The organism is Clostridium tanneri, assembly GCF_033659955.1.
In the GTDB taxonomy this organism is placed as follows: domain Bacteria; phylum Bacillota; class Clostridia; order Clostridiales; family Clostridiaceae; genus Clostridium_AM; species Clostridium_AM tanneri.
On sequence record NZ_JARUJP010000010.1, the window covers coordinates 117,425 to 141,617 of the forward strand.

The following is a 24,193-nucleotide window of genomic DNA, read 5'->3' on the forward strand; positions in this document are numbered from 1 at the left end:
TAAGCATTGGTTTACTGTTTCTGAATATAATAGACATAAAATCAAAATAAAAATGCACTTTGACTTTCTTTGACCTTTGTATTATTATTTAATTATAGATTAAAAATAATAGCAGGAGAGGAGAAGCTGAATATGAACATAGAAAAAATGACTATAAGAGTACAACAAAGTTTAAATGATGCCCAACTAACAGCGGTTAAGTATAACCATCAACAGGTAGATGTAATTCATCTGTTTTCAGCTTTAGTAAACCAAGAGGATGGGTTAGTACCTAACATATTTGAGAAGATAGGTGTGAATATCAAGGCTTTAAAGGAAGATATACACCTTCAGTTAGATAAGATGCCTAAAGTTTTAGGAGAAGGAGCGCAAAACTCAGCGGTTTATGCAACTAGAAGAATAGAAGAGGTTTTAGTTAAGGCAGATTCTATAGCTGAAAAGTTTAAGGATTCCTACATTAGTGTAGAACATGTTATGCTAGCTATTATGGATATAGATGATAAAGGGTTGGTAGGAAGCCTATTAGCTAAATTTGATATAAAAAAATCAGAGTTTATGAAGGTGTTATCTCAAGTAAGGGGTAGTCAAAGGGTGGATACTCAAGATCCTGAAGGAACCTATGATGCATTAGCTAAGTATGGAACAAACTTAGTAGAATTAGCTAAAAAGCATAAGTTAGATCCTGTTATAGGAAGGGATGAAGAAATAAGAAGAACTGTTAGAATTCTTTCAAGAAGAACTAAAAATAATCCAGTATTAATCGGAGAGCCAGGTGTAGGTAAAACTGCTATAGTAGAAGGTCTAGCAGAAAGAATTGTAAGAGGAGATGTTCCTGAAGGGTTAAAGGATAAGATAATATTCTCCTTAGATATGGGAGCTTTAATTGCTGGAGCTAAATACAGAGGGGAATTCGAAGAAAGATTGAAGGCTGTACTTAAGGAAGTGCAAGGCTCTAATGGAAGAATAATATTATTTATAGATGAAATTCACACCATAGTAGGAGCTGGTAAAACAGAAGGAGCTATGGATGCTGGTAATCTTATTAAGCCACTACTTGCCAGAGGAGAGCTTCATTGTATAGGTGCAACTACCTTTGATGAATATAGACAGTATATTGAAAAGGATAAGGCCTTAGAGAGAAGATTTCAGAAGGTAACTGTAGATGAACCTACTGTGGAAGATACTATTTCTATACTTAGAGGGTTGAAGGAAAGATTTGAAATTCATCATGGTATTAGAATTCATGATTCTGCTATTGTGGCAGCTTCAAAGCTATCACATAGATATATTCAAGGAAGATTTCTGCCAGATAAGGCTATTGACTTAATTGATGAAGCTGGTGCTATGATAAGAAGCGAAATAGATTCTCTTCCAACAGAATTAGATATGGTTAGAAGAAAACTCTTTCAATTAGAAACGGAAAAAGAGGCTTTATCAAAGGAAAATGATGAGGCATCAAAATCAAGGCTAGAAGTGTTAGACAAAGAGCTTGCAGAACTTAAGGAAAAAAATGATGAAATGACAGCTAAATATGATAAAGAGAAGGGACATATACTCCAAATAAGAAATCTAAAGGCGCAATTAGATGAGGCAAGAGGAAACATTGAAAAATACGAAAGAGAATATGACTTAAATAAAGTAGCAGAATTGAGATATGGTCTTATTCCTAAGCTTGAGGCTGAAATAAAGAAAAAAGAAGAGGAAATGAAGGAAAATTATGAAGGTGCTCTACTAAAAGAAGAGGTAACGGAAAATGAGATATCTGAAATAGTAGCTAAATGGACTGGAATTCCTATGTCTAAATTAGTAGAAGGAGAACGGGAAAAACTGTTAAACCTTGAAGAAGATTTACAAAAGAGGGTTATAGGTCAAGAAGAGGCAACAAGAAGTGTGTCTAATGCAGTTATAAGGGCGAGAGCTGGTATGAAGGATGAAAGAAGACCAATAGGTTCCTTTATATTCCTAGGACCAACAGGAGTAGGTAAAACAGAACTTGCAAAGACCTTAGCCAGAAATCTTTTTGATAGTGAGGAAAATATTATTAGAATAGATATGTCTGAGTATATGGAAAAGTATTCAGTATCAAGACTTATAGGAGCGCCTCCAGGATATGTAGGCTATGAAGAAGGAGGACAGCTAACAGAAGCTGTTAGAAGAAAACCCTATTCAGTAATCTTATTTGATGAAATAGAAAAAGCCCACGAGGATGTCTTTAATGTATTTCTTCAAATCTTAGATGATGGAAGGCTTACAGACAATAAAGGAAAAACTATTGATTTTAAGAACACAATAATAATAATGACTTCTAATATAGGAAGCAGTTATCTTCTTGAAAATAAAAGTGAAAATTCTATTGATGAAAATATTAGGAATGCAGTAATGAAGGAAATGAAGGGAAGATTTAAACCTGAATTTTTAAATAGATTAGATGATATTATATTATTTAGACCACTAAACAATGAAGGTATTAAGAAAATAATAGATATATTCCTTCAAGATGTAAGAAAGAGACTTAAGGACAGAAATATCACTATGAAGGTTACCGAAGAGGCTAAGGAGCTTTTAGCGGAGGAAGGTTATGATCCAGTTTATGGAGCTAGACCACTAAGAAGATATATTGAAAATACTCTGGAAACTAATATAGCTAGAAAAATAATAGCCGGTGAAGTTTACGATGGCTCTACTATAGTTGTAGATGGTAAGGATGATAATATTGTAATTATAGTTGAATAGCATACTCAAAAGCCAATGCTTAATTTAATTAGGCATTGGCTTTTATCTTTACAAAGTTATATTCTAAGAGTATAATTAAGTTTTGTGCAGAATTATAACAATTTTATCATGATTAATTATTTTACACAATAATCTTATCACAACATTAATGGTAATGTCAAGATTTTATTTTAAAATTATAGGAGAGTGATTAAATGAATAATTTTGATGAGAGCCAAAAAGAAGAATTAGATTATCTTGAAAAAACTTTATCTATTATTAAAAAAGAAATTAAAAAGGAAGAGGAAGCTTTAAATTTAAAACTAGGTAATGTTATATCTTCAAGAAGAGAGATGTGGGAGAATACTTCTCACGGTTCAGAGGACTTTGACAAAATACCAGAGATGATAGCATATTTAAATGAAGCTGATACAAAAACAAGAGATTATATAGGAACAGAAAAAAGAATTGACAGATATAATAGGCTGATTAAAGTTCCCTACTTTGGAAGGTTTGATTTTTCGGAAGAAGGCTTTGGGGATAGGGAGAAAATTTATATTGGTCTATGTAACCTAATGGATTCGGAAAAGGAGGATATCTATGTATACGACTGGCGAGCTCCTATATCCAGCATATTTTATAGAAATGAATTAGGAAAGGCTTTCTATAAGTCTCCAGTAGGTATTGTCAATGGAGAGGTTTTGCTAAAAAGGCAGTATAAAATTGAAGATTCTAAGCTTAAGTATTTTTTCGACAGCAGTATAAAAATAAATGATGAAATACTTCAGGAGATATTAGGCAGAAACTCTTCTCCTAAAATGAAAAGTATAGTTGAAACTATTCAAAAGGAGCAGGATATTATCATAAGAAATACTGAAAGTGACCTTTTGATTGTGCAAGGCGCAGCAGGAAGCGGAAAAACCTCTATTGCACTGCATAGAATAGCCTTTTTGCTTTATGAAGGCTTAAACTCAAAGTTAAGTGCAAATAATGTTATGATAATTTCTCCTAATTCAATATTTAGTAAATATATATCTGACGTACTGCCGGAGTTAGGAGAAGAAAATGTAGAACAGCTAACCTTTGATGATTTTGTTCAAGGTGAGAAAAGACAAAATCAGATGGAAAGACTCATGGAGCTGCAGGGAAGCGAAGAGTTTGTTATTAAACTTGAAAGTATAAAATTTAAGGGTTCCAGTGAATTTGTAGAAATAATTGATAGGGTGATTAAATACTATGAGAGAAAATTAATTCCCTTTAAAGACGTTTACTATAACGGGAAAATAATTGAAACAGCACAACAGTTAAAAGATGTATTTCTTAATAATAAGATTAATATGCCAGCAGCCAAAAGGCTAAAGAGACTAGAAAACATGATACTCAATAAGATTCATCCTCTAAGAAAGAAAAGACTTGAAGCCATTGAAAAGGTTGTGGAAAGAACTACGGAATCTCATAGTCTTGAAATAAAGTCCTTTAGTAGGCTTATAGCTATTAAAGAAGCTAATAAACTTATGGAGTACATTCACAGTTTTACTGAGATAGATTACATGAGATTATATAAGCTGATTTTTAAGGATAAGGACTTGTTTTTTAGGTTATCTAAAGGTATTAAGCTGCCTGATAACATAGAAAAAATTATAACTGAAACTAATAAAAACCTTAATAGAGGATTTATATCCTATGAGGATTCCGCTGCTCTTTTATACATTAAGCTTAAAATGGCAGGTAATGAAGACTTTGGTGAAATTAAACAGGTAGTAATAGATGAGGCACAGGACTATTATCCTATTCACTATCACATTTTTAATCTATTATTTAGAAACGCAAAATATACTGTGTTAGGGGACTTTAACCAGACCTTGGAAAGAAGTGGAGATGACAATATATACGATTATGTGGAGCGTATACTTCTCAAAGCAAAATCCTTTAAGGTTACTCTAAATAAAAGTTATAGATCTTCCTTTGAAATTAATGCCTTTAATCAAAGATTACTTAATAAAAAACAGGATATTATATCTTTCGAGAGACATGAGGCAGAACCGGAAGTTAAATTTATGGAGGATTTAAATCAACTAGATAAATCTCTTTGTGAAGATGTACGTAAGTTTTATCAAAGGGGATATAAGTCAATAGCTATAATATGTAAAACTAAAGAAGAGGCCAGGGATATTCAAATTAGATTAAAGGACAGCATAGATATAAAGGTTTTAAATGATAGAAATTATGAAAAGAAAAACTCCTTATTAGTTGTGCCTTCCTATTTAGCCAAGGGTTTAGAATTTGACGTAGTGCTTGTCTATAATGTTTCTAAAGTCAATTATAAAAGTGACTTCGATAAAAGACTTCTTTATATAGCTTGCACTAGAGCACTGCACCAACTAACATTGTATTATACTGGAGAAAAAAGTGAGTTTATACTTTAGATTGAAATTTATAGATATTTTAATAATACACTGTAGTTAACCCTTAGGAAAACTATTTGTTTAGAAAAGCTTAAAAGCCAGTGCTAAGCAATGCAAGCACTGGCTTTTAGTTTAAGCCCTTTTAGTGATTAGACTTATTTTCCTTTGATGAATTATTTTCCTTATCAGATTTTATTTGCTGACCTTTATTTTCTTTAGCATTATTTTCCTTTGATGAGTTATTTTCTTTATTAGTTTTTACCTCTTGACCTTTATTTACCTTCTCTGTTACATCAACTTTAGTAGTATTTGTAACTGTACTATCGTTGTTAACAGTAGCTTCAGTAGTTGTAGTTGTCTCAGTACTATCTGTTTTTGTTGTAGTCTCGTTGTTTTCTGCTGGAGCAGTTACAGTTGATGTATCCTTATTTTCAGTGGTAGTGCCCTCTTGAGATGCAGTGCCATCCTTAGCTTCTTCTTTTTTCTCTTTGTTTGCTTGTTTCTTTAACTGACCTACTCCTCCTTTCATAGCTTCTTTCTTTGTAGCAACTACTTGGTTGAATTTTTCAGTTTGAGTAGCTAGTGCTTGTTGAGCTTGTTTTAAGTTTTCTTCAGCAGTTTTTACTGCCTGCTCGTCGCCAGCTTTTTTAGCTTGCTCTAGATTCTTTTCAGCAGTCTTTACTGCCTTCTTATTTTGAATTAGTGCTTGTCTTTCTTGAGCAACTGCCGCTACTGCTTCTTTCTTTCTTGTTTGCATTTCTATAACTAGAGCTAAAGTTTCTTTAGCGTTTCCAGAAACTTTGCTTTCTATGCCTTTTAGAACTTCTATAGATTTTGTTTGTTTATCAGCTATTGTTGTTTCTAGTTTTTCTAAATCCTCCAATTTTATAGCACTGTCTGTAGTACCATCAGTTGCTTTTTCTATAGCACTATCTACTTTATCTTGAGCTTCTGTCATTTTTTCATTGTACTCATTTAAAGCTTCTGTAGAAAGCTCACCGTTATTTTCAGTGACCATTACTTCACTTTCTCCAAGTCTCTCTTCTGCTACTTCAACTAAAGCCTCAGCTTCTTTCTCTTCACCGGAAGCCATGTCAATCTTTAAGTTATCTAAAGCTTGATCTACAGGATACAATATAGTATTATCTGGTGTTATGCCAGCCTTGTCTGCAAGTGATTCAGCAGTTGTATCTGCAAAGGCTCTTCCTCCTAAACTTAAAGATACAGCTAAAGCTGTAACAAATAATGCAATTTTTTTCATGATTGTTCCTCCTTAAATTTCCTTATCATATTCTTTTCACAGATATATACGGGAAGTATTTTACTTTTTAAGGGGGTGCATAAATATTTCTTAAAAAATACTATAGAAATTTAGGATTAATTTTTGCACAAAAATTTAGAAATTTAAGTAAAGATTTTGTAAATAGTAGCGATAAATGATATATGCTGTCGTTTTTTTACACATACAGTAGTATTATGCATTGGGAGGGGTCTTATGAATTTTAACAAGATTAAATTGTCTAACAAGCTGCTTATTGGATTTTCATTAATGATTATTATGGTAATGGCAGTATCTTCGCTAGGAATAATTCGCTTAAATCAAACAAATAAAGTAGTAGAAGATTTAATTTCTACGGACAACAAAAAAATATCCTTAGCCTATGGGATGAGAGGTCATATTAATAAAATTGCTATTAGTGTAAGAAATATAGCCATTAGCAATGAAAGGAAATACATGGAAGAACAGAAAAAAATAATAGAGGAAAATGAAGAACTTTACAGAGATAAGGAAAAGCAGCTAGGAGCGCTAATTTACACTGAAAAAGGTAAAGAAGTATACAAAGAGCTACTAGCTAACGACGAAATTACTTTTTCTGCCTTTGATAAAGCTATAGAGGCTGGTATGAAAACTGGACTCACCAATGCAGAACTTCAAAGTGTCATGACTACAATAGAAGAGCCACAAAATAATTTGATGCAAAATATAGAAACTATAATAACCTTACAAGAAGAAACGTCTAAGTCTAAAGGAGATACTATTAGACAAACTGCTTCCCTTTCTACAAAATTGATGGTTATATTTTTAACAACAAGTGTTATAGTTGGAGTTCTTTCTGCCTATATCATAAGAAAAAGTATCATAAGTCAACTTCAGGAAGTGGTAAAGGGTGCTTTGGAGCTAGCAAAAGGAAATCTTAATTTTAAGATGAAGGTAGTTTCTAAGGATGAAATAGGACAAATCATTACATCTCTAAATAATGCCGTTGAAAAGCTTAATGAAAGTATGAGCGAAATTAAAAATAAGAGTGTTGCCATTCTGGAAAGCAGCGAATCTGCAAACCAGATGTTTGCAGAGATAGGCGCTGAAGTTGAACAAATATCTGCCTCTACGGAAGAAATTTCAGCTGGAATGGAAGAATGTTCTGCTGCAGTTGAAGAAGTTGCTTCAATGTCCTTAACAGTAAAGGAAGAGGTAAATACAACTGCCAAACAAGCACAGGAGGGCTTAGATCTTGCTTTAAATATACAAGAAAAAGCCACTTCTATGAATAATGAATCTATTCAATCAAGGGAAAGTGCGGAAAAGATGTATAGCCAAACAAGGGTAAGTCTAGAGAAGGCGCTGGAAGAAGCAAAGGTTGTAAATGAGATATTAGAAATGGCAAAAAGCATAGATGCAATATCAAATCAAACTAATCTTCTTGCACTAAATGCAGCTATAGAAGCGGCTAGAGCAGGAGAGCAGGGAAAAGGCTTTGCTGTTGTTGCAGAAGAAGTGAGAAAGCTTGCAGAAGAGTCATCAAAAGCAGTTGCACAAATACAAAGTAAAGTGGATACAGTCTTAAAGGCAGTTGATAAACTGACAAACTCCTCTCAGAATATTTTAATGTTTGTAGAGAAGGATGTCCTTAAGGATTATGACAAATTAATTTTAATAAGTAGTGAATATAAAAAGGATGGACATACTATAAAAAATATAGTAGAGAAATTTGCAGAGGTTTCTAAGAGTATTTCTACTTCTGTAGATCAGATATCAAAAAGCATGGAGGAAGTTGCCCTTTCCGTGTCAGAGGTGGCAAAGACTTCAGAAGATATTGCTTCTAGTACTGCTGAAGTTAACAGTAAAAATGGACTTGTAATAAGGGAAGCGAATAACAATGCAGAAAGCGCCAAAGAATTAGAAAAGCTTGTTGAAGAGTTTAATTTATAAAAGATCTATCTTATAGTTTTAAAAAATAAAAGCCAGTGCTTAATATTTAGAAGCATTGGCTTAAAGTTTTATAAAATATAATATTGTAAATGTTATTAGATAACTTAGGCCTTATGCAATAGGAATTTTAATTGTCTTAATCCATGAATAATCATCCTTAAGACTTATTTTTAATAATTTTTTTTATAGTTTTTACTAGTACATCCACTTCAGAGTAAGTGTTATAAAAACTAAAGCTAAGTCTAACTATCCCAGGACGTTTAGCGCTTTTGTTGTCCTGATAAAATCTCATTTCTTCAATTGGAATTTTTAAAAGCCGTCTTACATAGGGATGTGCACAAAAACAACCACTTCTCACTGCAATTCCGGACATTTGTGATAGTAACTTTGCTGTTTCTTCGTGATAAACACCATCTATATTAAAAGGTAAAATTGCAACCTTATCCCTAGGGCTGTCTGTATCGCAATATATTGTAACACCGGGTATTTTCTTTAGCTCACTTAGAGCATAATTATAGATATCCATTTCATATTTGTCTATATTTTTCATGCCTAATTTCATCAAGGTATGAATTGAGGCAGTTAAGGCTATAACCCCCATAACATTAGGGGTACCAGCTTCGTTTTTATCAGGAGGCTTAGCCCAGGTTACAGAGTCATCTGTTACAATATCTATGGTTCCACCACCAACATAGTCAGGTTCAGCCTGCATAAAAAATTCTTTAGGGCCTATAAGTACCCCTATACCAAAGGGAGCATACATTTTATGGGCTGAAAAAACAAGAAAATCTATCTCCTCGTCTTTCTTTGAGGATTCCATGTAGATAGGATAGTGAGGAACCAGCTGAGCACCATCAACTAGTATCTTTGCACCATATCTGTGACAGATGCTAGCTATCTTATATATGGGATTTTTGTACCCAGTAACATTTGAGGCACCAGTAACACATACTAATTTAACTTTTCCGCCGTATTTTTTCAACTTGCTTTTTAAATCTTCTACTAGAAGTCTTCCGGTTTCATCTACATCAATATAATCAACTTTAAACTTATTTCTCCAAGGCAAGTCATTAGAGTGGTGCTCCATTCGTGTAGATAAAACTATACAATCTTTTTCTAAGTTGGAAAAAGCGTAGGATAGCTTATTTATAGCTTCTGTAGCATTTTTTACATAAATCACTGTGTTTTTATCAGGATTACAGTGAACAAATTTGCATATTGTTTTTCTAGAATCCTCGTATAGTTTAGAGGAAAATACTGATTTAAATCCCGTTCCTCTGTGAATTGAGGAATAGTATTTTGAAAAGCTTCCTATTTCCTCTAGGACATACTTAAGTGGAGGAGTAGTAGCCGCATTATCAAAATTTATGGCCGCTGTTACTTTTCTACCTCTGATAGGAACCTTTTCATCTACACCCACTACCATGGATCTATAATCTAATTTTGTTTTATTATGACTCATAGTAAATCACTCCTTATGATAATAATATGCAAAGTTGCAAAGGGAGTGACAACCTTAGGCTCCCTATTTTGTAGTAATTTATCCGATGACTACCCGCTCTAATACTTCCTCGCACGGTGTGAAAGTGATTCACACAAAATCAAAGATTTTGGTTCTCTACTTTTCTCTAGGAGGGAGTAAAGAGCGACTACGTCCCTGGATTCGTTCAACTAAGAATCAGATGGAGTTGAAACTCCATCTGATTCAAGTTTCCACTTCATAAGCATTATAGGGTACTTTTACTGCACTTAGCGTTTAGGACTAATATTATATAAACTTAGAGTCATACTATATATTATACTAGCTTCATGTAATTAAGAGAGGAGAACTTATAAAATGGAAAATATTCAAGAGTTAACAGTAAATACTATAAGACTACTATCTGCTGAAGGTGTTGAAAAAGCAAAGTCAGGGCATCCAGGTCTGCCGCTAGGTGCAGCTCCAATGGCCTATGCTCTATGGGCAAAGCAAATGAATCATAATCCAGAAAACCCAGAGTGGATAAATAGAGACAGATTTGTGCTGTCTGCTGGACATGGTTCTATACTGTTATATTCTCTACTTCATCTTTTTGGATACGGACTTACTGTAGAGGATGTTAAAAACTTTAGACAACTTGGAAGTAAGACACCAGGACATCCTGAGTATGGTCATACTGTAGGGGTTGAAACTACCACAGGACCTTTAGGCCAGGGTGTAGCCAATGCAGTAGGCATGGCAATGGCAGAGGCATACTTAGCTAATAAGTTTAACAAACCAGGCTATGAGGTAATAAATCATTATACCTATGCTATAACTGGAGATGGCTGTATGATGGAAGGAGTATCTGCAGAGGCAGCATCCCTAGCAGGTACTTTAGAATTAGGTAAACTTATACTTTTATATGACTCTAATAATATATCTATAGAGGGAAACACGGATATTGCCTTTAAAGAAGATGTAGCAAAACGCTATGAAGCTTACGGCTGGCAGGTATTAACTGTTGAAGATGGCAATGATATTGAACAAATTACCAAAGCAATAGGTACTGCAAAGGAAGATAAAAAAAGACCAAGTTTAATAATAGTAAAAACTCAAATAGGATATGGATCACCTAAGCAGGGAACAGCTTCTGTTCATGGTGAACCCTTGGGAATAGAGAATATTCACAAGACAAAGGAGTTCTTAAAATGGACTTATAGTGAAGATTTTCATGTGCCTAAGGAAGTTAGAGATCATATGGAAACCCTTAAGACTAAAGGGAAGAAGGAGGAGGAGAACTGGAATAAGCTCTTTGAAGACTACAAAAACAAGTATCCAGAGCTTGCAGAGGAATGGGACCCTTGGCACAGCAAGGAACTTCCTGTGGATTTACTAAACAATGAAGAGCTTTGGAATTTCGATAAGAAGATGGCTACAAGAGCATCTTCTGGAGCGATAATAAATAAATTAGCCAAATTAGTTCCAAATCTAATTGGAGGTTCTGCAGATTTAGCTCCTTCAAATAAAACCTATATGAAGGATAAAGGGGATTTTTCAGCAGAGGATAGAAGTGGAGCAAATCTTCACTATGGAGTAAGAGAGCATGCTATGGCTGCCATTGCCAATGGTATTGCAGTTCATGGCGGTCTTAGAAACTTTGTGGCAACCTTCTTTGTATTCAGTGATTATATGAAAGGAGCTATGAGGTTATCTGCCCTTATGAAGCTGCCAGTAGTATATGTTCTCACCCATGATAGCATTGGAGTTGGAGAGGATGGTCCTACCCATGAGCCAATAGAGCATTTAGCTTCTCTTAGAAGTATTCCGAACTTTACAGTATTTAGACCAGCTGATTCAAAGGAAACTGCTGCAGGATGGATTTATGCTTTAGAGAGAAAAGATGGACCAACAGCATTAGTGCTTTCAAGACAAGATTTACCTCTATATAAGGAAAGTTCAAAGGAAGCTTTAAAGGGTGCATATATTTTAAAGAACAGCGAAAAGTCCCAGCCAGACATTATACTTATGGCTAGTGGCTCAGAGGTAGAATTGATATATGAAGCCTCAAAGCTTTTAAAGGAAAAGGGAATAGATGCAAGAGTTGTAAGTATGCCTTCTTGGGAGATATTTGAAAAACAAAGTAAAGAGTATAAGGAGAGTATACTACCTTCTAATATAAGAAAAAGACTGGCAGTAGAGGCAGCTAGTTCCTTTGGTTGGCACAAGTATGTAGGTTTTGATGGAGATATAATTTCCATAGATACCTTTGGAGCTTCTGCCCCAGGAGAAATATTATTTAAAGAATTTGGATTTACTGTAGAGAATGTAGTAGAGAAAGCGTTAAATATATTGAAATAGGGAACAAAAACAGCTATTAACTGCATAGTTAGACTGCAGCTAATAGCTGTTCTTAAATACTTTCAATTTGCCAATCAATAGCTTTTTCACCTATAGACATTAAAAAGTTATTGGTCTTTGAAAAAGGCTTACTATTGAAAAAACCTCTGTAAGCTGAAAGAGGACTTGGATGAGGAGAAGTAATTATATAATGATCATTATTTGTTATAAGTTTTTTCTTAGAAATAGCATTACTGCCCCATAGAATAAAAACAATAGGTTTTTTTCTTTCATTAAGTATAGATATTATTCTATCAGTAAGTATCTCCCAACCTTTATCCCTGTGAGAATTCGCTTGCCCACCCCTTACTGTTAATGAGGTGTTAAGCAAAAGTACTCCTTGATCAGCCCACTTTTTTAAGTAGCCATTGTTAGGTATATAGCAGCCAAGATCATCCTGCAATTCCTTGTATATATTAACCAGCGAAGGAGGAATAGCTACCCCTGGTTTTACTGAAAAGCTAAGACCATGAGCTTGATTAGGACCATGGTAAGGGTCCTGACCTAATATAACCACTTTTACATCCTTATATGCTGTAAAGTTTAAGGCGTTAAATATATCATATTTATCTGGATATATAATGGTAGAATTATATTCTTTTATTAGGAATTTTCTTAATTGATTGTAATAATCCTTTTCGAACTCATTTTTCAATAAGTCCATCCAGTCATTTTTAATGTTAACAGCCATGTTATCACCCTGCCTAAATTTATTAAGATAGTCTAATAATATCAGATAAACTAGAAAAATAGAAGTATAGGCTCTATTACAAACTCCGTCAAAATAATTTTTTCTATGTGTTATAGAAAAGCTAAAAGCCAACACTTAAAATAAGCGTTGGCTTTAAATTCTAATTAAATGTCCAAAATACCGGTACTCTAATTTTGATACCTATCTCCCGATAGGTGGGTGTCAGCATAGATGTTTCAATCGCCTTCAATGCCGTAAAAAGGACTCATAAGAAAGTACATTTCCATATCTAACTTATCGGACTCCCGTAGCTTAAATGTAGGTTCAAAACAAGAGCGTAACGCATATTTCAGAATGCTTTACCAAGAAAATTGTTGTTTCTTGATGTAATTATAATAGCATATTTAGGGGTCTAACACAATAGTATATTTAAAGCAAATTGATATTTTTTTGATTAAGTATTACATGCTATTTAATTCAGCGGTAGGACCCATAATTATTACTGGATTTTTTGATGGATCCATCCACAGCAGTATTTTTAAAAGCTTGTCTTCAGGCATTCCTACACAACCTAAGGTTCCTCCGCCGGAGTAAGGGGCTATATGTAGGAATATGCCGCTGCCTTTGCCGTATATTTTATCTGAGTTATAGTTAAAATCTGTTGCTGCAGCATATTTATATAATGGTTGAGAAGATAAAAGCTCATAGTCTGCAAATCTTTTTTTAGGATCACCCTTATAAGTCATCCAAACATTATACTCATCCCAGGTAGTATTACTTACCCAGTAATCATAAGGACCTGCTGCTCTAAAGGGATACTTAAACCCAGGATTTCCATTCCAACCAAATAAGAAGGGAAAATGATAGGCACCAACAGGAGTTGTCTTATCGCCTTCATGTCTATTAGTGGAAAATCCATTCATACCTATAACAGCACTGAAGGGAGATATATACTCTGACCATTTTCCATCAATAAGCTCATAGGCTGAAGCAGTAACCTGGAAAGTTCCTGTGGAAGGTGACTCTACAATTATAACCTGCGAGGAGTTTCCTACAGAATTTAAGTTATCTATAAGTTTATTTGGAACACCCATTAAATTATTTACCACCCTTGGTCTTATAGAACCGCCGCCACCAACAACTATCATATTTTCTATGCTGTCCTTGTTAGAGTATATGTATTTATAGGATTCAGTGGTACCAGACTTGTCCATAAGAAGTAAGGGTTTTAAGTTTTTAGCGGATAAAGCAGAACAGGCTAAAGCATCAGGAAAGCCTTCTTCGCTGGCAATATAGGAGGAATTTAATGAGGTTGCGTCAAAAAATTGTTGAAATACCTTCATATTTGTAGAATACCTATCATCTCCATATATCCTAGTAGCATTACTAAAAGCACTTAGTACAGATAGATTTATGGAGTTTGGACCTCCAATAACATAAGTGGTGTTTATTTTTTTATCCTTGATATAGTTTAACACTGAATTATGTATAATATTGGAATTAACTAATAGAATAGGAATTCCCTTCATAGCAGCTACAGGAGATATGGATAATCCATCAGGGTAGTTATCTCCATTAACAACTACTAGTTCCTTAGGAGTATCTAATTCCTCTGCGATTTTAACACTGGTTTCATATCTATCTTGTCCAGATATTCTTCTGCAACTATAGCCTAGCTTTTCTAAAGCTTCTTTTACTGAGTCTGATATTACAGCGGTTCCGCCTATAACTAATATGTTCTTGGCATTCAATCTTGATAGCTCCTCAGAAATATCCTGAGACAAATCCCTTCCTTCTGTCAAAAGAATAGGAGCATCATACTTTTTAGCCAGGGGAGTAGCACATAGGCCATCAGCAAAATTCTCACCGGAAGCCAAGACTACATAATCTGATTTATTCCAGCCATATTTACTTATTTCTATAGAGGTCTTATATCTGCTATCTCCAGAGATCCTTGTAATATTAGGAGAAGCCTGAACCTTAAAATTATATAATGATATTAAAAGTATAGTAAAAATTAAAAATAAGTTTAGCTTTAGTTTTTTCATAATACATATACACCTCATTTTAATAATATAGGGGCTCTCCTTATTATATCAAGGTTATATAAGGTTTTCCACAGATGGCAAGAAAAGCTTATTTTGCATATACATAGATTTGTTTTATTAAAACAGTTATAATATTTTAGAGGGAATTTAAAATTCAATATAGCAGAACGGGAGAAAGAGATGAGTAAGAAAAAAATAGCACTATTTTTTATATTGGTTATTATAATAGCTTTAGGCTATTTCATAAAAACTAACCCAGAAGCTAGGGGCTTCATAAATAAAAAAATAAATAAACTTCAGGGAAAAACACTAGACGAAAAATTTGAAGTGAAAATTAAATCTGGAAATCTATCTACAGATTATAATATAGAACAGGTTCTAAGGGATATAGATAAGTTTAAGCTAAACACTTTAAATATCCCTATAGTGATAAATATAGACAACCTGTCTTCTAGTGATATGACAGTAGATGAAGGCAGTATAAAGAGGGCAAAAAGCCTGATGAAAAAATTAAGGGGTAAACATATAAACATAATATTAGAACCCTACCCATGGATAGATAATGGTAGTAAGTATGAAACTGCCTGGAAGCCGGACAATATAGATGCTTTCTTTTGGAATTGGAAAACAAAGGTGTTAAAGGTACTCATCGATGAGGTAGCAGTTCCTTATCATGTAGATGCTTTAAATATAGGTTCTAGTTTTGTACATATGGAATATGCAGAAGGCTATTGGTGTGACACTATAGATTACGTGAGACAATATTATAAAGGGCTGGTAACCTACAGAACTGGATGGTGGTATACAGCCCATTGGAAACCAGAAACCATTGTAGATTATGAAAAAAAGTTGAATAATAAATTATTTTCAAAGCTAGATTTTATTTCTATTGCAGCATATTTTGAGCTTACAGACAGAGATACAAATACTATAGAAGCTTTGGCTAGCTCCATAGGAAGTTCGGAAATATACGATAGGAAACAGAATATAAAGCAGGAAATAAAAAACTTTCATGATAAATGGGGCAAACCTATTTTCTTTGGTGAACTAGGTTTTCCAAAAACCAACAGTGCCTCTGTACATCCTTGGAATCCATATCAGAATGATGTTGTAAATAATATTGAGCAGGCAAATTGTTTTGAGGCATATAGAAGAAACTTTGAAAAGGAACAGTGGTTTTTAGGTTTTTCCATATTTGCTATAGGTGAAACAAGTAGTGATAAGAGATATTATCCAAGTGAAGAGAGTACTGCAGTTATTAGAAACTGGTATAAGCCAAAGGAATAAAGCTTTATTTACATATATTTTAGGGAATATTGATAGGTATATAGAAAATTTGGAGGAATTAATTATGACTATATTTAGATTGCCAGAGGATTTAATATTTCCCCATCCCTCCCTTGCAGAGGAAGATGGACTTTTAGCAGTAGGAGGGGATTTATCTCCTGAGAGACTACTGCTTGCCTATAAAAATGGCATATTTCCTTGGTTTTCAGAAGGAGATCCCATACTTTGGTGGTCTCCAGATCCTAGGTTTGTTATCTATCCAAAGGATATAAAGGTTTCCCATTCTATGAAAAAGCTGCTTAAGAAAAATAGGTATACAGTTACCTTTGATACCTCCTTTAGGGAAGTAATATCTAACTGTGGAAATGTAAGAAAAGAAAGTGGTACATGGATTACTGAGGATATGATAGAAGCTTATTGCAAGCTTCATGAATTGGGAATTGCTCATTCTGTAGAAGCCTGGTATGAAGATAAATTAGTAGGGGGCTTATACGGTATAGTTATTGGAAAGTGCTTTTTTGGTGAATCAATGTTTTCAACTATGGACAATGCTTCTAAAACAGCCTTCATAACTCTTTGCAAGAGATTAGAAGCAGAAAATTTTGCATTGGTAGATTGTCAAGTTTATACTAAACATCTTGAAAGTCTAGGTGCAATAAATATCTCTAGAGAAGAATTCTTGAATATTATAAAGGCCAATGCTTAATAGTGAGCATTGGCCTTTATATATTTTAATAAGGAATAAATGGATTTAGTTGACAGACTTAGTTAAGTGAGGTATTATTTAATTAAGGAAATGCTTAATTAAAATTATAGGAGAAATCTATGAATGATATAGTACAGATATTTAAAGCATTAGGAGATGAAACTAGATTAAAAATATTAATTATACTTTCAAGGAGAAAAATTTGTGCAAAAGGTATTTCTAGACATTTGAACATTTCAGAAGCGGCAGTATCCCAGCACTTAAAGATACTTAGGGAAGCGGAAATTATTATAGGAGAAAAGGTTGGGTATTATGTCTATTATAATTTACAGCAGACAGCATTACTGCTTCTAACGGATTTTATTAATGAGCTAAAGGGTGATGAAATTTTAGGTAACTGTAAATTTACAGTAGATATACCTATGGATTGTAAGGCAGCTTGCAAAGCAAATAAATATAAATGTTGTGAGAAAAATAAAGTTTAGAAAGGGGAATAAAAATGAAAGTATGTGTTCCAGTAAAAGAAAATAAGGGGTTAGACAGTGTTCCGTTCAATCATTTTGGTACAGCACCATTATTCTTAATTTATGATTCAGAGAAAGAAGAATTAAAGGCAATTCAAAACGGGGATTTAAATCATCAACATGGAATGTGCCAGCCAATGAAAGCACTTTCAGGAGAAGAGGTTGACGCTATTTTAGTTGGTGGTATTGGTGCAGGGGCTATAAATAAATTAACTGCAAGAGGAATAAAAGTATATAGAGCTGTTAATGAAACGGTATTAAAAAATATTGAACTGCTAAAGAAAAGTGAACTAATGGAGTTTTCTATTAACAATACTTGCAATCATCATGATTGTGAGCATTAAAGTTAAGTAGGTTAAACTTAGACAGCATAGAAATAAAATAATAAAACCTGCGGTATAAACCGCAGGCTTCTTAGTTTAAATTATTTAATATTTAATTTTACTCTTAATTTTTCTAACATATCTTTTGACATTAGTGCTAAGTCATATTTTGCATTAAAGCCCCATTCTTCTCTTGCTGCACTGTCATCTATAGAATCTGGCCATGAGTTAGCAATTCCTTGTCTTACTGGATCAACATCATAATTAATTTCAAAGCTTGGTATATGCTTCTTAATTTCAGCTGCTACCATTTCTGGCTCAATGCTCATAGCTGTAATGTTGAAAGCGTTTCTGTGAATAAGTTTCTTAGGATCTGCTTCCATAAGAGTAACTATAGCATTTAGGGCATCTGGCATATACATCATATCCATGAAGGTTCCTTTATCAATAAAGGAAGTATATTTACCATTTTTCAATGCTTCATAATAAATATCAACTGCATAGTCAGTTGTTCCGCCACCAGGTAATGTTTCATAGGATATAAGTCCTGGGAAACGTACTCCTCTAGTATCAACTCCAAATCTCTTAAAGTAATAGTCGCAAAGAAGCTCACCAGACACTTTAGTAACTCCATACATAGTTTGAGGACGTTGAATTGTATCCTGTGGAGTTTTAACCTTTGGTGTTGAAGGTCCGAAGGCACCAATTGAACTTGGAGTAAAGAAGGAGCAGTTTAGTTCTCTTGCTACTTCTAGGGCATTAAATAGTCCTCCCATGTTAATTTCCCAAGCTAATACTGGTTTTGCTTCAGCAACTGCTGACAATAAGGCTGCAAGATGTATTATGGTATCAGCATTATGTTTCTTTGCTACTTCTGCCATAGCTTTTGAGTCCAAAACATCAACTATTTCAAAAGGACCAGATTCAACTGCTGGCATACCTTCTATTCTTCTTATATCCGTTGCAATAACATTGTCATTTCCATAAATATTTCTCATATGCATAACTAATTCTGATCCAATTTGTCCTAGAGATCCTGTTACTAATATTTTTTTCATGTTGTTTCCTCCTTAAATTAAAATATTAAAGCCTTATTTATTTTATTATGCCTAGTTTTTTTCCAACCTTAGCGTATATTTCTAAACTATCGTCTAACATTTGCTTAGTGTGTGCAGCTGTTGGCATGTTTCTTACTCTTGCTGTTCCTAATGGTACTGTTGGAAAGACTATTGATTTAGCATAAACACCTTCATTAAATAATTCTCTACTAAATTCTTGAGCCTTATCAGCATCTCCAATAATGCAAGGGGTAATTGGAGTTTCGCTATGACCGATATCAAAGCCTAACTCTTGAAGGCCTTTCTTTAGATATCTTCCATTTTCCCATAATCTATCTACAAGCTCTGTGCTTTCGCTTAGTATATTAATTGCTTCTATACATGCTGCTGCTGCACCAGGAGTCATAGAAGTGGAGAATAAGAATGGTCTTGCTCTAACTTTTAACCAGTCAATTAAATCTCTAGTTCCTGCTACATATCCACCAACTACTCCAATAGCTTTTGATAGTGTTCCTATTTGGAAATCTATTTTACCAACTAGATTATGGTGAGTTGCAGAACCGGAACCATTTTCACCAAGTACGCCAGAAGCATGGGCATCGTCAACGTAAGTTATTAAATCAAATTCATCTGCTATTTTTACCATTTCAGGCAGTGGTGCTATATCTCCATCCATTGAGAAAACTCCATCGGTTATAACCATTATTTTTTCATATTGTCCTGAATCTCTAGCTTCTTTAGCTTTTTTTCTTAGTTCATCCATATCAGCGTGTTCAAATCTGATAACTTTAGATCCTGATAGACGGCAGCCATCTATGATTGATGCATGGTTTAATGAATCTGATAGTATTGCATCATTTTTATTCATTACAGCGGAAATAGCCCCCATATTGCAGTTAAATCCTGATTGGAAGGTTATAACTGCTTCTGTGTGTTTGAATTTTGCTAGAGTTTCTTCTAATTGATCATGAATATCTAAAGTTCCATTTATTGTTCTTACAGCACCAGCACCAACTCCATACTTTTCTGTAGCCTTAATACTGGCTTCTATCATTCTTTCGTTATTAGCCAAGCCTAAATAGTTGTTTGATGAAAGGTTTATTAACCTTTTACCGTTAACTTCAATAATTGGCCCATTGGCACCTATTACTGTATTTATTTCGTTATAAAGACCCTTACTTTTTAAGTCGTTTAAGTTTTCTGTTAGAAATCTTTCTAGTGCTTTACTTCCCATAGCTTTGCCTCCTTGAAATTTTAAATTAATCTTATATTTACTTTTTATTTCTGTCTAATTATATTTTGTTTTAATTAATTCTATCACTAAATAGAATTCCTATTTTTTTATTAATCATTCGTGATTTTATAATTATTCTCCTTCTAAAGGGATTGGAAAATAATTGGATTTTATTTTGATAATAAATAATGAAGATACTCTTATATTAATCTATTAAGTACAACCAGAAATTATAATAAAAATTATTGTAGTAGTATAATATAAGATAAGATAGGAGGAATAAAAGTTGGATATGGAAGAAGTATTAAATACTTTAGAGGAACAAAAAAAGTATTTCTATGAAGGAAAAACAAAAGATATCTATTTTAGAATAAATCAATTAAAAAAGCTTAAAAAGGGAATAAGTGAAAATGAGAAGTTAATAATTGATGCACTATATAAGGACTTACATAAGCCAGAATTTGAAGCCTATGCTACAGAAATAGGATATTTATATGATAGTATAGGGCATTTTATTAAAAACTTAGGGAAATGGGCAAGAGTAAAAACTGTGAGAACACCAAGGGTTCACTTTGGCTCGAAAAGTTACATATACTCAGAACCTTATGGATCCGTATTAATAGTGGGACCTTTCAATTATCCCTTTCAACTAGTGATTGAGCCCCTTATAGGGGCCATATCTGCAGGGAATTGTGTAGTAATAAAACCCTCTGAATTCACAACAAATGTTTCAAAGGTAGTAGTTAAACTAATAAGAGAAAATTTTGATGAAAGATATATAAAAGTAATAGAAGGAGGTAAGGAAACTACTGCAGCTTTGATTAATTCTCCCTTTGACTATATATTTTTTACTGGCAGTATTAATGTAGGAAAGATAGTTATGGAAGCAGCTGCTAAAAATCTTGTTCCGGTGACCCTTGAGTTAGGAGGGAAAAGTCCAACTATTGTACATAAGGATGCTAATATAGAAATTGCAGCGCAAAGAATAGTTTGGGGAAAATTTATGAATGTTGGTCAAACCTGTGTGGCACCAGATTATATACTTGTTCACAGAGAGGTTAGGGAAGAGCTGATATCTAAAATGATTAAAAAGATAAAAGTCTTTTATGGCAACAACCCTAAAACTAGCAGGGATTATGGAAGAATCGTAAATGAGAAGCAGATGAGCAGACTAATTGGATTAATTGATAAAAATAAAACTGTTTTTGGAGGAGATTACGATATAGAAGATTTATATATCCATCCTACAATTATGGATAATGTTAAATGGGAAGATAAGGTTATGGAAGAAGAGATATTTGGACCAATACTTCCTGTTTTAACCTATGAGAATCTAGATGATGTCATTATAAAAATAAACAGTAGACCAAAGCCTCTAGCGCTTTATGTATTTACAGAGGATAAGAAGATTGAGGAAAAGACTATTCAAGGTATATCTTATGGTGGAGGCTGTGTTAACGATACAATGACCCACTTAGCTAGTCCATTTCTACCCTTTGGAGGAGTTGGTACAGCAGGCTTAGGATCTTATCATGGTAGAAAGAGTTTTGAAACCTTTTCCCACATTAAGAGCGTTTTAAAGAAAAGCACAAAAATTAATTTTAAGTTTATCTTTCCGCCTTATAATAGAGGAAAGGTAGCTTTACTTAGAAAGATAATGAAATAAAAGGGAACAGGAGAGTATATATTATTTGAAGGATATTTACTAATAATATAAATGGTGAGATTTAACGATGTACTTATTGTAGAGGAAGAATAAATATAAAAAGCATTTATTCTTCCTCTACATCTTATTTAAAATGAGTTTTCAACGACTATAATAAGTTTAGTGGTGTCTTTGTCTCTTTAATTTTATTCATTGTGTCTAGGCATTTTCCGGCACCAATAACTACAGACTCAATAGGATGTTCTGCAATGTGAACAGGTATATGTAATTCACTATGTATAAGTTTATCTAAACCCTTTAGTAGTGCTCCTCCGCCAGAAAGCATTATGCCGTTATCCATTATGTCTGCTGCTAATTCAGGTGCTGTTTGCTCAATAGTAGATTTAATTGCATCAATGACAAAAGACACTGGCTCCTGTAATATTTCTCGTATCTCTTTATTAGTAATAGTAACAGCTCTTGGAAGTCCAGATATTAAGTCTCGTCCACTTATTTGCATTTCTTTTAACTCATCCTTTTCCTCAGCAAATACAGATCCAAGTTCAATTTTTATCTTTTCTGCAGTTATCTGTCCTATAAACAAGTTAAATTGCTTTTTTACATAATTTATAATTGCATCATCTAATTCATCTCCAGCAACTCTTAAACTTTGACTGGTTACAATGCCGCCAAGAGAAATAACGGAAACTTCCGTAGTACCGCCTCCTATATCCACTATCATACTACCAATAGGTTCGCTTACAGGAAGACCAGCACCTATTGCAGCTGCTACAGGCTGCTCGATTAGTATGACCTTACCTTTTCCAGCGTAACTTGTTGCATCGTTAAGCACTCTTTTTTCCACTTCGGTAATGCCTGTAGGATGACAGATTATAATATTAGAACTTTTAAAGCTGCCTTTACTAAAAACTTTACCAATAAACTTTTTTAACATTTGTTGGGTTATATCTAAATTGGCAATAACACCATCCTTTAATGGACTTATAGTAACAATATTACCAGGTGTTCTACCTATCATTTTCTTAGCATCAGATCCAACAGCTAAAATTTGATTGTTTTTTGCATTTACTGCTACTACAGAAGGTTCTAATAATGAAATGCCTTTTCCTTTTATATATAATAAAGTATTTGATGTTCCTAAATCGATTCCTATGTCTTTAGAGTTTAAAAAAAAATTCATTAAGGTTTCTCCCTTCAGATCTAAAAAAGATTTTTATAGCTAAGTTGTCCAGTATAATTCGACAAATAGTATTATGATTATAATATGCTATATATATTTATACGAAAAGAAGCTGCGATTTTAGGGGGTATAGCTAAAAAAGATTAAAGTAGTGCTGAAATTGTATAATATTTGTAATAGCCAATATATATCCATTATTTAAGACACCTTTTTCTACAATATGTGCTATAATGTTAAGAGTTATAAAGATGTGTAATAGATATGATAAGGAAGGTGCTACTGAATGAGAAACTTAAAAATATCAATAGAATATGATGGAACTAGATATAAGGGATGGCAAAAACAAAAGGATGGCATTCCAACAATACAGGAAAAAATAGAAAGTGTGTTGTCTAAAATGACAGGGGAAGATATTCAGGTAATAGGCTGCGGGAGAACAGATTCCGGAGTACATGCAGAAAATTATATAGCTAACTTTCATACTGAAGGTACATTTACTACAGAATTTATGCTAGATTATTTGTATGAATTTTTACCTGAAGATATAGTAGTAAAGTCTATGAAAGATACAACAGAAAGGTTTCATGCAAGATATAATGTTAAATCTAAGACTTACATATATAGAATAAATAATAATAAATTTAGAAATGTGTTCAATAGAAAATATGTATACCATACTGATGAAGAGCTTGACTTAGAACAAATGCGAAATGCAGCAGAACTTTTAGTTGGAACTCATGATTTTCAGAGCTTTACTAGCTTAAAGCCTAATACTAAATCTACTATTAGGACTATCAATTATATAGATATAACAGAAAAGGATGGAATGATAGAATTAGAGGTAAATGGAAATAGTTTCTTATTAAATATGGTAAGAATAATTACAGGAACTCTTTTAGAAGTGGGAAAAGGCAATCTTAAGCCAGCAGATGTTGAGAGAATATTAAAGGAGAAGAAAAGATCAGAGGCTGGGCCAATAGCTCAAGCAAAAGGGCTCTGTCTAAAAAGCATTCAATACTAATAAGTACTTTTTTGATTAGAAAGTTTTATTTTATTTTTGATAAAGTAACAAAAGATATGAACAATTGGAAAAACCTCTGTGAAAATCACAGAGGTTTTTAATATGAGTAAAGTATATTTTAGTAGTTTCCTTGTTGGTGCATAGCTTCAGCAACTTTTACGAAACCAGCGATGTTAGCACCAGCAACTAAGTTGTATCCAAAGCCATAGTCTTCTGAAGCTGACTTACAGTTGTTGTAGATATTAACCATTATTTGGTGTAACTTAGC

At 33.4% G+C, this 24,193-nt stretch carries 17 protein-coding genes and 1 pseudogene; 10 read left to right on the forward strand and 8 right to left on the reverse strand.

Features of this window, described 5'->3' with window-relative positions; translation table 11 throughout:
• The first annotated feature begins 132 nt into the window (after positions 1–132).
• Complete coding sequence (gene clpB, locus P8V03_RS10410; RefSeq protein WP_261670324.1) at positions 133–2,733, forward strand: ATP-dependent chaperone ClpB; 2,601 nt, start codon at positions 133–135, stop codon at positions 2,731–2,733.
• A gap of 194 nt (positions 2,734–2,927) precedes the next feature.
• Positions 2,928–5,138, forward strand: a complete 2,211-nt coding sequence (locus tag P8V03_RS10415; RefSeq protein WP_318798106.1) for a HelD family protein — start codon at positions 2,928–2,930, stop codon at positions 5,136–5,138.
• A gap of 121 nt (positions 5,139–5,259) precedes the next feature.
• Here P8V03_RS10415 and P8V03_RS10420 read toward each other — a convergent pair whose 3' ends face one another.
• A complete protein-coding gene (locus P8V03_RS10420) occupies positions 5,260–6,378 on the reverse strand; it encodes a DUF5667 domain-containing protein (protein WP_318798107.1) in 1,119 nt (372 codons plus the stop codon).
• A gap of 234 nt (positions 6,379–6,612) precedes the next feature.
• Between P8V03_RS10420 and P8V03_RS10425 the strand changes: the two genes are divergently transcribed.
• Entirely contained in the window at positions 6,613–8,328 is a 1,716-nt protein-coding gene (locus P8V03_RS10425) for a methyl-accepting chemotaxis protein (RefSeq protein ID WP_318798108.1), read from the forward strand.
• A 157-nt stretch (positions 8,329–8,485) separates the two neighbouring features.
• On the opposite strand, the gene P8V03_RS10430 is transcribed toward P8V03_RS10425, so the two are convergent.
• Positions 8,486–9,790, reverse strand: coding sequence for an aminotransferase class V-fold PLP-dependent enzyme (locus P8V03_RS10430; RefSeq protein ID WP_318798109.1), 1,305 nt, complete (start codon positions 9,788–9,790; stop codon positions 8,486–8,488).
• 375 nt (positions 9,791–10,165) lie between these two features.
• Between P8V03_RS10430 and tkt the strand changes: the two genes are divergently transcribed.
• Positions 10,166–12,148, forward strand: coding sequence for a transketolase (tkt, locus tag P8V03_RS10435; RefSeq protein ID WP_261670319.1), 1,983 nt, complete (start codon positions 10,166–10,168; stop codon positions 12,146–12,148).
• Between the two features lie 52 nt (positions 12,149–12,200).
• On the opposite strand, the gene P8V03_RS10440 is transcribed toward tkt, so the two are convergent.
• Positions 12,201–12,878, reverse strand: coding sequence for a uracil-DNA glycosylase (locus P8V03_RS10440; protein WP_261670318.1), 678 nt, complete (start codon positions 12,876–12,878; stop codon positions 12,201–12,203).
• Between the two features lie 461 nt (positions 12,879–13,339).
• Entirely contained in the window at positions 13,340–14,926 is a 1,587-nt protein-coding gene (locus tag P8V03_RS10445) for a cell wall-binding repeat-containing protein (protein WP_318798110.1), read from the reverse strand.
• Positions 14,927–15,106: 180 nt separating this feature from the next.
• Between P8V03_RS10445 and P8V03_RS10450 the strand changes: the two genes are divergently transcribed.
• The 4 genes from P8V03_RS10450 to P8V03_RS10465 all read left to right on the forward strand — a co-directional run bounded on the left by P8V03_RS10450 (position 15,107) and on the right by P8V03_RS10465 (position 17,787).
• Positions 15,107–16,213 carry a glycoside hydrolase family 113 gene (locus tag P8V03_RS10450; protein ID WP_261670316.1) on the forward strand — a complete coding sequence of 369 codons (1,107 nt, stop codon included), beginning with the start codon at positions 15,107–15,109 and terminating at the stop codon, positions 16,211–16,213.
• 64 nt (positions 16,214–16,277) lie between these two features.
• Positions 16,278–16,919 (forward strand): leucyl/phenylalanyl-tRNA--protein transferase, encoded by a 642-nt coding sequence (gene aat / locus P8V03_RS10455; RefSeq protein ID WP_261670315.1) that lies wholly within the window; start codon positions 16,278–16,280, stop codon positions 16,917–16,919.
• Between the two features lie 119 nt (positions 16,920–17,038).
• The gene (locus P8V03_RS10460; protein ID WP_318798111.1) at positions 17,039–17,404 is read left to right on the forward strand and encodes an ArsR/SmtB family transcription factor; all 366 of its coding nucleotides are present in this window, start codon (positions 17,039–17,041) and stop codon (positions 17,402–17,404) included.
• Positions 17,405–17,418: 14 nt separating this feature from the next.
• Positions 17,419–17,787 (forward strand): NifB/NifX family molybdenum-iron cluster-binding protein, encoded by a 369-nt coding sequence (locus P8V03_RS10465; RefSeq protein WP_318798112.1) that lies wholly within the window; start codon positions 17,419–17,421, stop codon positions 17,785–17,787.
• 80 nt (positions 17,788–17,867) lie between these two features.
• Here P8V03_RS10465 and P8V03_RS10470 read toward each other — a convergent pair whose 3' ends face one another.
• Both P8V03_RS10470 and P8V03_RS10475 read right to left on the reverse strand, forming a co-directional pair.
• Positions 17,868–18,824: an L-threonine 3-dehydrogenase gene (locus P8V03_RS10470; RefSeq protein ID WP_261670311.1), complete on the reverse strand. Its 957-nt coding sequence runs from the start codon at positions 18,822–18,824 to the stop codon at positions 17,868–17,870.
• 37 nt (positions 18,825–18,861) lie between these two features.
• On the reverse strand, positions 18,862–20,058 hold the full coding sequence (locus P8V03_RS10475; protein WP_318798113.1) for a glycine C-acetyltransferase: 1,197 nt from the start codon (positions 20,056–20,058) through the stop codon (positions 18,862–18,864).
• Between the two features lie 292 nt (positions 20,059–20,350).
• Between P8V03_RS10475 and P8V03_RS10480 the strand changes: the two genes are divergently transcribed.
• On the forward strand, positions 20,351–21,724 hold the full coding sequence (locus P8V03_RS10480) for an aldehyde dehydrogenase (protein WP_318798115.1): 1,374 nt from the start codon (positions 20,351–20,353) through the stop codon (positions 21,722–21,724).
• A gap of 148 nt (positions 21,725–21,872) precedes the next feature.
• Here P8V03_RS10480 and mreB read toward each other — a convergent pair whose 3' ends face one another.
• Entirely contained in the window at positions 21,873–22,904 is a 1,032-nt protein-coding gene (gene mreB, locus P8V03_RS10485) for a rod shape-determining protein (protein ID WP_261670308.1), read from the reverse strand.
• Positions 22,905–23,187: 283 nt separating this feature from the next.
• On the opposite strand from mreB, the gene truA reads away from it, so the two are divergent.
• A complete protein-coding gene (gene truA / locus P8V03_RS10490) occupies positions 23,188–23,925 on the forward strand; it encodes a tRNA pseudouridine(38-40) synthase TruA (RefSeq protein ID WP_261670307.1) in 738 nt (245 codons plus the stop codon).
• 118 nt (positions 23,926–24,043) lie between these two features.
• On the opposite strand, the pseudogene P8V03_RS10495 reads toward truA, so the two are convergent.
• Positions 24,044–24,193, reverse strand: a pseudogene (locus tag P8V03_RS10495) (NADP-specific glutamate dehydrogenase); the annotation flags it as partial.

Bases quoted from the DNA above. Each gene is read 5' to 3' on its own strand.
- P8V03_RS10450 (WP_261670316.1), top strand. From the start codon at position 15,107: ATGAGTAAGAAAAAAATAGCACTATTTTTTATATTGGTTATTATAATA.
- P8V03_RS10480 (WP_318798115.1), top strand. From the start codon at position 20,351: ATGGAAGAAGTATTAAATACTTTAGAGGAACAAAAAAAGTATTTCTAT.
- P8V03_RS10475 (WP_318798113.1), bottom strand. From the start codon at position 20,058: ATGGGAAGTAAAGCACTAGAAAGATTTCTAACAGAAAACTTAAACGAC.
- P8V03_RS10460 (WP_318798111.1), top strand. From the start codon at position 17,039: ATGAATGATATAGTACAGATATTTAAAGCATTAGGAGATGAAACTAGA.
- P8V03_RS10445 (WP_318798110.1), bottom strand. From the start codon at position 14,926: ATGAAAAAACTAAAGCTAAACTTATTTTTAATTTTTACTATACTTTTA.
- clpB (WP_261670324.1), top strand. From the start codon at position 133: ATGAACATAGAAAAAATGACTATAAGAGTACAACAAAGTTTAAATGAT.
- P8V03_RS10415 (WP_318798106.1), top strand. From the start codon at position 2,928: ATGAATAATTTTGATGAGAGCCAAAAAGAAGAATTAGATTATCTTGAA.
- P8V03_RS10465 (WP_318798112.1), top strand. From the start codon at position 17,419: ATGAAAGTATGTGTTCCAGTAAAAGAAAATAAGGGGTTAGACAGTGTT.
- P8V03_RS10425 (WP_318798108.1), top strand. From the start codon at position 6,613: ATGAATTTTAACAAGATTAAATTGTCTAACAAGCTGCTTATTGGATTT.
- P8V03_RS10470 (WP_261670311.1), bottom strand. From the start codon at position 18,824: ATGAAAAAAATATTAGTAACAGGATCTCTAGGACAAATTGGATCAGAA.
- truA (WP_261670307.1), top strand. From the start codon at position 23,188: ATGAGAAACTTAAAAATATCAATAGAATATGATGGAACTAGATATAAG.
- aat (WP_261670315.1), top strand. From the start codon at position 16,278: ATGACTATATTTAGATTGCCAGAGGATTTAATATTTCCCCATCCCTCC.
- P8V03_RS10420 (WP_318798107.1), bottom strand. From the start codon at position 6,378: ATGAAAAAAATTGCATTATTTGTTACAGCTTTAGCTGTATCTTTAAGT.
- P8V03_RS10430 (WP_318798109.1), bottom strand. From the start codon at position 9,790: ATGAGTCATAATAAAACAAAATTAGATTATAGATCCATGGTAGTGGGT.
- tkt (WP_261670319.1), top strand. From the start codon at position 10,166: ATGGAAAATATTCAAGAGTTAACAGTAAATACTATAAGACTACTATCT.
- P8V03_RS10440 (WP_261670318.1), bottom strand. From the start codon at position 12,878: ATGGCTGTTAACATTAAAAATGACTGGATGGACTTATTGAAAAATGAG.
- mreB (WP_261670308.1), bottom strand. From the start codon at position 22,904: ATGAATTTTTTTTTAAACTCTAAAGACATAGGAATCGATTTAGGAACA.